This window comes from Streptomyces lushanensis, assembly GCF_001700515.1.
Taxonomy (GTDB): Bacteria; Actinomycetota; Actinomycetes; order Streptomycetales; family Streptomycetaceae; genus Streptomyces; species Streptomyces lushanensis.
Genome location: NZ_MAUD01000370.1, coordinates 1 through 701 on the forward strand (window position 1 = coordinate 1; position 701 = coordinate 701).

Genomic DNA, 701 nt, shown 5'->3' on the forward strand with positions numbered 1-701 from the left:
GACATCCGCATCGCCGGCGGCGCCGAGACGATCCAGGAGTACCTGGACAGCGGCCTGATCGACGAGTTCTCGATCACCCTCGCGCCCGTACTGTTCGGCACCGGCATCCGTCTGTTCGACCGCGTGGACCCGGCCCGCCTCACCCTCGACCAGACCCGCACGGACGCGTCGTCCCGGGTGACCCACCTGACCTACACCGTCGGAAAGCGATAGCCGGCGCACCACGTCAGGGGCTTGCGCACGCGCACCACCCCCAGGGCTTGCGCACGATCACCTCCACCGGCGCGCNNTCGCCGAACGACTGCGCGCCGACCACGCGAAGAAGCGCGAATCGCTCGGCGGTGCCGGTGGCGGGCCGGGGGCGGAAGAGGTACAGCCTCCGGTCCATCGCCGGGGTGAGCACGACATCGCACTCCACCTCCAGTGGGCCGACCAGAGGGTGTATCAGCGACTTGCGGACAAGACGCCTGCCGGCGACCTCCCGTTCCTCCCACAGTCCGGCGAACTCCGGGCTGCCGTCCCGCAGGTCCTGGATCAGGGCCCGCGCCACGGGGTCGTCGCCGCGCCGGTAGACGCCGGCCCGCAGGTCCGCCACATAGCCCCGGCTCAGTTCCTGATGCGTCCGCGGTGCGTACAGGTTCCGGCACAGCGGGTCCATGAACCACTGCCACACCGCGTTCGCCGCCCGTCCCGGACGGCCG

General features: G+C 71.2%; 1 protein-coding gene and 1 pseudogene. One reads left to right on the forward strand and one right to left on the reverse strand.

Annotated features, from left to right (window positions below; all coding sequences use genetic code 11):
• Nucleotides 1-213 (forward strand): dihydrofolate reductase family protein (locus tag BFF77_RS26345; RefSeq protein WP_211280317.1); only part of this gene is annotated, 213 nt, incomplete at its 5' end.
• Nucleotides 214-290: 77 nt separating this feature from the next.
• Here the strand turns inward: BFF77_RS26345 and BFF77_RS35965 are convergent.
• Nucleotides 291-701, reverse strand: a pseudogene (locus BFF77_RS35965) (MmyB family transcriptional regulator); the annotation flags it as partial.